Source organism: Mesorhizobium sp. M2A.F.Ca.ET.039.01.1.1 (assembly GCF_003998035.1).
In the GTDB taxonomy this organism is placed as follows: Bacteria; Pseudomonadota; Alphaproteobacteria; order Rhizobiales; family Rhizobiaceae; genus Mesorhizobium.
Window position 1 is genome coordinate 1 of record NZ_RZRY01000362.1, and the last position, 6,551, is coordinate 6,551.

Annotated in this window: 7 protein-coding genes; 3 read left to right on the top strand and 4 right to left on the bottom strand. The window is 63.0% G+C overall.

Features of this window, described 5'->3' with window-relative positions; genetic code table 11:
• Positions 1 to 330 precede the first annotated feature (330 nt).
• On the top strand, positions 331 to 1,266 hold the full coding sequence (locus tag EOA24_RS23690; protein WP_126081663.1) for a ribose-phosphate pyrophosphokinase: 936 nt from the start codon (positions 331 to 333) through the stop codon (positions 1,264 to 1,266).
• 97 nt (positions 1,267 to 1,363) lie between these two features.
• On the opposite strand, the gene EOA24_RS23695 is transcribed toward EOA24_RS23690, so the two are convergent.
• Complete coding sequence (locus EOA24_RS23695; RefSeq protein WP_126081662.1) at positions 1,364 to 1,927, bottom strand: dihydrofolate reductase family protein; 564 nt, start codon at positions 1,925 to 1,927, stop codon at positions 1,364 to 1,366.
• A gap of 118 nt (positions 1,928 to 2,045) precedes the next feature.
• Positions 2,046 to 2,915 (bottom strand): helix-turn-helix transcriptional regulator, encoded by an 870-nt coding sequence (locus EOA24_RS23700; RefSeq protein ID WP_126081661.1) that lies wholly within the window; start codon positions 2,913 to 2,915, stop codon positions 2,046 to 2,048.
• Positions 2,916 to 3,047: 132 nt separating this feature from the next.
• Between EOA24_RS23700 and EOA24_RS23705 the strand changes: the two genes are divergently transcribed.
• Positions 3,048 to 4,277 (top strand): MFS transporter, encoded by a 1,230-nt coding sequence (locus tag EOA24_RS23705; RefSeq protein WP_189343088.1) that lies wholly within the window; start codon positions 3,048 to 3,050, stop codon positions 4,275 to 4,277.
• Between the two features lie 78 nt (positions 4,278 to 4,355).
• On the opposite strand, the gene EOA24_RS23710 is transcribed toward EOA24_RS23705, so the two are convergent.
• A complete protein-coding gene (locus tag EOA24_RS23710; RefSeq protein WP_126081659.1) occupies positions 4,356 to 5,213 on the bottom strand; it encodes an alpha/beta hydrolase in 858 nt (285 codons plus the stop codon).
• Positions 5,214 to 5,361: 148 nt separating this feature from the next.
• On the opposite strand from EOA24_RS23710, the gene EOA24_RS23715 reads away from it, so the two are divergent.
• The gene (locus EOA24_RS23715; protein WP_126081658.1) at positions 5,362 to 5,802 is read left to right on the top strand and encodes a MarR family transcriptional regulator; all 441 of its coding nucleotides are present in this window, start codon (positions 5,362 to 5,364) and stop codon (positions 5,800 to 5,802) included.
• Positions 5,803 to 5,827: 25 nt separating this feature from the next.
• On the opposite strand, the gene EOA24_RS23720 is transcribed toward EOA24_RS23715, so the two are convergent.
• Positions 5,828 to 6,472, bottom strand: coding sequence for a glutathione S-transferase family protein (locus EOA24_RS23720; protein WP_126081657.1), 645 nt, complete (start codon positions 6,470 to 6,472; stop codon positions 5,828 to 5,830).
• Positions 6,473 to 6,551 lie beyond the last annotated feature (79 nt).

Below are 6,551 nucleotides of genomic sequence, written 5' to 3' on the forward strand. Positions count from 1 at the left end.
GCATCAACGGCCAGCAGAAAGCGCCCACGGTCGGCAGCGGCGAGGGCTGGCCCGCGGTGGCACCCGCGACCATGCACGCCATCGCCGACCAGACGATCGACCAGTTCGCCGCGTGGCTCGGCAGCGGCGGCGCCGGTTGACCGTACGGTAGCCGGCCGAACTGTTGCCGGCCAAACTGTTGCCGGCTTGCGATGTTTTGCTTGTTTGTTGCAGTCGCCGAAGGGATTCCCGATAACGAGGCTTGCAATACCGGCGCGGGCCGCTAAAAGCCCGCTTAAAAGGCTCGTTGAGAGTCTCTCGGGTCTCTCCATCCTTCACCAGGAACGGTGCATGAAGCTTTTCGCGGGCAATTCCAACCGGGTGCTGGCCGAAGCGGTCGCTCGCTATCTCAACGTCCCGCTAGGGAAGGCCAGCGTCAGGCGCTTCGCCGACCAGGAAATCTTCGTCGAGATCCAGGAAAACGTGCGCGGCGAGGATGTCTTCATCCTGCAGTCCACCTCTTATCCGACCAACGACCATCTGATGGAACTGCTCATCATGATGGACGCCTTCATGCGGTCCTCGGCGCGACGCATCACGGCGGTCATCCCCTATTTCGGCTATGCAAGGCAGGACCGACGCGCCTCCGGCCGCACGCCGATCTCGGCCAAGCTGGTCGCCAACATGATCACCCGCGCCGGCGCCGACCGCGTGCTGACGCTCGATCTGCATGCCGGCCAGATCCAGGGTTTCTTCGACATCCCGACCGACAATCTGTTCTCGGTGCCGGTGATGGCCCGCGACGTGAAGGCCAAGTACAAGCAGCTCGGCAATGTCGTGGTCGTGTCGCCCGACATCGGCGGCGTGGTGCGGGCGCGCGCGCTGGCCAAGCGTTTCGACGCGCAGCTGGCCATCGTCGACAAGCGCCGCGAGCGCCCCGGTGAATCGGAAGTCATGAACATCATCGGCGCGGTCGCCGGCAAGGATTGCCTGCTGATCGACGATATCGTCGATTCCGGCGGCACGCTTTGCAACGCGGCCGACGCGCTGCTCGCCAACGGCGCGACGTCCGTCACCGCCTACATCACCCATGGCGTGCTGTCGGGCGGCGCCGTCGCCCGTATCGCCGGCTCGAAGCTGCAGGAGCTGGTGATCACCGATTCCATCCAGCCGACGCAGGGCGTGCTCGACGCACCGAACATCCGCGTCATCTCGATCGCTGACCTGATGGGCGAGGCGATCTCACGCACGGCGACGGAAGAGTCGGTCTCGAGCCTGTTCGACTAGAGCGTTTCACCGTTTTACGGAAACGGCGAACCGCTCTATCTCTTTGTTTTTGCGCAATTCCGGACGGAAAACCGCTCACACTTTTCCTGGAATTGCTCTAGTCGATTGCGATGGGCGCGTAACGCAGCAGCGTCACGCCTTGTGCAAGGCGCTCCGTGCCGAGCGGCTTCAACGCCAGCGACAGGCCGGACTGGAAATACGGCTTGCCGCCGCCGAGCACGACTGGATGCATATAGAGCCGGTATTCGTCGATCAGCCCCGCGCGCGCAAGGTGCCCGGCAAGCTCGGCGCCGGAAACGGAAATCTCGCCGTCCATGTCCGCCTTGAGCGACCTTGCCACCGCCTCGGCATGCTCCTTCACCAGACGGGCATTTGGCCCGACTTCCTGAAGCGTGGTCGAAAACACGATCTTCGGCGTTTCACGCCAGGCGTGGGCAAAATCCCGCTCGACCTCCTCGGCGGCGATCTCACGCTCCGGGCTGTCCCAGAAGCGCATGGTCTCATACATCCGGCGTCCGCAGAGCGCGATCGACGTCCGCCGCATCTCGTCGTTGAAATGCTGATGAAGTTCCTCTTCGGGGACCGGCAGGTCGATGTCTCCGCTCGAGCCGGCGATGTAACCATCGAGCGATGTCAGCATGGCATAGACGATCGTCGCCATAGCGTTCCTCCGATTTCGCGCCCCCGCAAAGAATCATATCTGATTGCAACTTGCAACCAGAAGTCTGGGTGGAACCACCAAGAGATGCGATGCCTCGAGCCGATGCCGCGGCTCGGTTTCACGCAGCAAGCGGGCCGCCTGCGCGGCGCGGGTTTTCACCGGCATCGCGCGCGCCGCGCATATAGCCGCGCGGCGAAGCGCCGAGCATGCGCTTGAACATGGTGGTGAAGGCCGGCACGCTGTCATAGCCGAGATCGAGCGCCACCCTGGTGATCGGCTCGCCATCGGCGAGCCTTGGCAGCGCGGCGAACAGGCAGGCCTGCTGGCGCCAGGTCGAAAGCGACAGCCCGGTCTGGCGCTGGAAAGCGCGGGTGAAAGTGCGCCGGCTCATGCCTGCGGCATCCGCCCACTCGTCGATCGTAGCGTGCGGCGAAGGAGCCGCCACGAAGCGCCTGCAAAGCGCCGCGAGCTTCGGATCGGACGGGAAAGGCAACCCAAGCGGGCGTTCTGGCAGGTTCGGGATTTCGTGCAGCAGCAGTCCCATGACCAGCGCTGCCCGCCCTTCGATCTCGCCGCCTTGCGGCAGTTTCTCCGATTCAACGATCAGGCTGTGCATCAGCTCGGTGATGCCGACGACGCGCAATCCCTCCGGCAGACCGGCAATGGCATCAGGCATCACATAGACCGAGCGCATCGAGACGTCGCCCAGCATCTCGACCGAATGCTCGGTGCCGGCCGGTATCCACATCGCATGGTCGGGCGGCACCATCCAGCGCCCGTGCTTCGTCGTCACCAACACCACCCCCACCAGAGCATGCAAAAGCTGGCTGCGGCTGTGGCGGTGTTGCGGCACGTGATAGCCGTCTGGATATTCGGTCGGCAGCGCCACCGCCGGCCCGACGGCCTCCTCCAGCCACTGCCAGCGGCTTTCATGCAGCCGGCCCAGCTCGGTGGCGTCGCCCCTGAAGATTTCCCGGCCATGCGGCATCGGATGTGGCCCACTTGCGAAACTATTGGACCAAACCACGAAAGAAGTCGCCATTCAAGCCGATTATAAGGCAAGCGTCCTATCCCATGAGACTGCTGCGGTTCGCCGCCAAAAAGACTACGGAGCATTGCCTTGACTGATACGACCGCCACATCCGTCGCCACGCCGGCGACGGCAAGCAGCGCCTCGGCGCAAGCGACGGTCTTTGCCGTCATCCTTTCGGTGAGCTTCTGCCACGGCATCAATGACATCATGCAGTCACTGCTGCCGGCGATCTATCCGCTTCTTAAAGAGAACTACGGTCTCGATTTCTGGCAGATCGGCCTTCTGACCTTCACCTTCCAGGTCACGGCCTCGCTGCTGCAACCGGTGATCGGCATGATCACCGACAAGCGGCCAATGCCCTATTCCTTGCCTTGGGGCATGGCTTCGTCGCTGGTCGGCCTGATCGTGCTGGCCTATGCCGGCCACTATGTGCTGCTTCTGGTCGGCGCCTCGCTGATCGGCATCGGCTCGGCGATCTTCCATCCGGAATCCTCGCGCATCGCCCGCTTCGCCTCGGGCGGCCGCTTCGGCCTTGCGCAGTCGCTGTTCCAGGTCGGCGGCAATTTCGGCCAGTCGATGGGTCCGCTGCTTGCCGCCTTCATCGTCGTGCCCTTCGGCCAGACCAGCATCTCCTGGTTCGCCATCGGCTCGCTGATCGGCATCTTCGTGCTGTGGCAGGTCGGCGGCTGGTACAGCCGCATGCGCGCCTCGCAGGCCACCCGCAAGCAAGTCGCCCAGGTGTCGCCCTTTCCGCGCAAGAATGTGATGGGCGCGCTCGCCGTGCTGACGCTGCTGGTGCTGACCAAGAACGCCTATATCGCCTCGCTGTCCAGCTACTACACCTTCTATTCCATCCACAAGTTCGGCGTCTCGGTGCAGACGAGTCAGATCATGCTTTTCCTGTTCCTCGGCGCATCGGCGCTGGGCATCCTGCTTGGCGGTCCGTTCGGCGACCGTTATGGCCAGAAGGCGATGATCTGGTTCTCGATCGTCGGCGTGCTGCCCTTCACGCTGGCGCTGCCCTACGCCAATCTGGAATGGACGATGGTGCTCACCGTGCTGATCGGCCTGATCCTGTCGTCGGCCTTCTCCAACATCGTGGTGTTCGCGCAGGAGCTGGTTCCGGGCCGCGTCGGCACGATCGCCGGCATCTTCTTCGGCTTCGCCTTCGGCATAGGCGGCATCGCCGCCGCGGTGCTCGGCGTCATCGCCGACGTGAAGGGCATCGATTTCGTCTTCCAGGTCTGCTCGTATCTGCCCTTCCTCGGTCTGCTGACGGTGTTCCTGCCCAATATGAAGGAAGCGCGAAGGGCCTGATTGCCCGGGTACTCCGAACGGCCTCCGAAGATCGAAGCACCCGCCGCCTGGCGGGTGCTTCGTGTTTGGCAACCTGCTTCAAGCCTTGAAGAAGGCCAGCAGGTCGGCGTTGATGACATCCGCATGGGTCGTCGCCATGCCGTGCGGGAAGCCCTTGTAGACCTTGAGCTCGCCCTTCTTGAGCAGCTTGACCGAAAGCAGAGCGGAGTCCGCGATCGGGACGATCTGATCGTCGTCGCCATGCATGACCAGCACTGGCACGTCGATCTTCTTCAAATCCTCGGTGAAGTCGGTTTCCGAGAAGGCCTTGATGCAATCGTAATGCGCCTTGGTACCGCCCATCATGCCCTGGCGCCACCAATTGTCGACAACGCCTTGCGAGACCACCGCGCCCGGACGGTTGAAGCCATAGAACGGCCCGGCCGGCACATCGCGGAAGAACTGGGCGCGGTTGGCTGCCTGGGCGGAACGGAAGCCATCGAACACCTCGATCGGCAGGCCGCCTGGATTGGCGTCGCTCTTCAGCATGATCGGCGGCACCGCCCCAATCAGCACGGCCTTGGCGACACGACCACCGCCGCCATATTGGGCGACGTAGCGCGCCACCTCGCCGCCGCCGGTCGAATGACCGACATGGATCGCGTTCTTAAGATCGAGATGCGCCACGAGCGCCGCTACATCGGCGGCATAGGTGTCCATCTCGTTGCCGGTGTCCGTCTGGGTCGAACGGCCGTGTCCACGCCGGTCATGCGCGATGACGCGGTAGCCCTTCGACAGGAAGAACAGCATTTGGGCGTCCCAGTCATCGCTGCTCAATGGCCAGCCATGGTGGAAGACGATCGGTTGGCCGGTCCCCCAGTCCTTGTAGAAGATCTGCGTGCCGTCCTTGGTGGTGATCGTGCCACTGCCGATCTTGGTCTGCGAAGCTTCAGTCATCTCTATCTCCTTTGTAATTTTCGCAATAAATAATATCACGATAACGATATGGGTACCGCCATCGAGCCGGCTTGTCCATAGAAATATGTATCACGATAACATTTTCCGTGGTACATAATCGTTGCTCAGTCGGCAAAAGGATCGTGCCGTGCCTCTTCCCTTGGACAATCAGCTCTGTTTCACGCTTTACGCGACCAGCATGACAATCAATCGTACCTACAAACCGATGCTGGACGAAATGGGCATCACCTATCCGCAATATCTCGTGCTCAATGCGCTGGGCGAGGCTGACGGCATGTCGGTGGGCGGCATCGCACACCGGCTCGCTTTGGAATCGAGCACCATCACGCCTCTGGTGAAGCGAATGGAACAGGCCGGCCTCGTCACTCGCCAGCGCAGCCAGGCCGACGAGCGCCAGGTGCAGGTCGACCTGACGCCTAGCGGACGAGCCCTGCTCGTCCAGTGCAATTGCCTGAACGAGACCCTGATCGAGCGCTCGGGCATGACGTTGGCCGAGCTCGATGCCTTGAACCGGCAAATCCAGGCGCTGCGCGACGCGCTGAATGGCGGCCAGGCAGACGACGCCTAGCGTCCGGAATCGCGCAAAAGCTGGGTCACGCCTCGATCTTCACCGGCGCCAGCGGCGGTGCCTCCAACCCCTGGAACGGGTCGCGCCAGGCGTCGATCGCCTCCAGCCGGCCGTACCAGCGGCGTGTCGCCGGATAGTCGTCGAGCGGCAATCGGGCGGCGTCGTTGAAGGGCAGGAATGTCGCCATGCGGAAATCGGCATAGGAGATGGAATTGCCGACCAGCCAGTCGCGTCCGGAAAGCTCGGGCTCCAGGATCGCCGCGGCGCTATGGAATTGCCTCAACCCCTCCTCGACCAGCGCCTGATCGATGGGACCGATCCCATAGCGCTGCTTGGTCCCGCGCTCGAAATGCACCATGTCGCACGCGAAGGCGAACCGTTCCTTGCCCCAGCTTAGCCAGCGGATCATGTCCGGCTCGTCGTTCCCGCTACGCCAGAAATCGGAGCGAACGTCGCGGGACAGCCGGCAGGCGATGGCATCGGCCTCCCAAAGGCTCCAGCCCGGACCGACCAGGATCGGCAAGGTCAGATTAGGGTTGAGCGCCCGGTAGTGCTCGGCCTGCCCCGGCGCCGTGGGCGATGCGTATTCGAACGCGATCTCTGCCTTGAGATGGCGCGCCGTGGCGACAGCGAGGCGAGGATTTGGATTGCGGCTGAACAGGAGTTTCATTTGCGTCCCCACGCGTTTTCGGGTGTCTGCCCCAGGACGATTGAAACCCGCCCGATCCTACATTCACACATCTCATGTC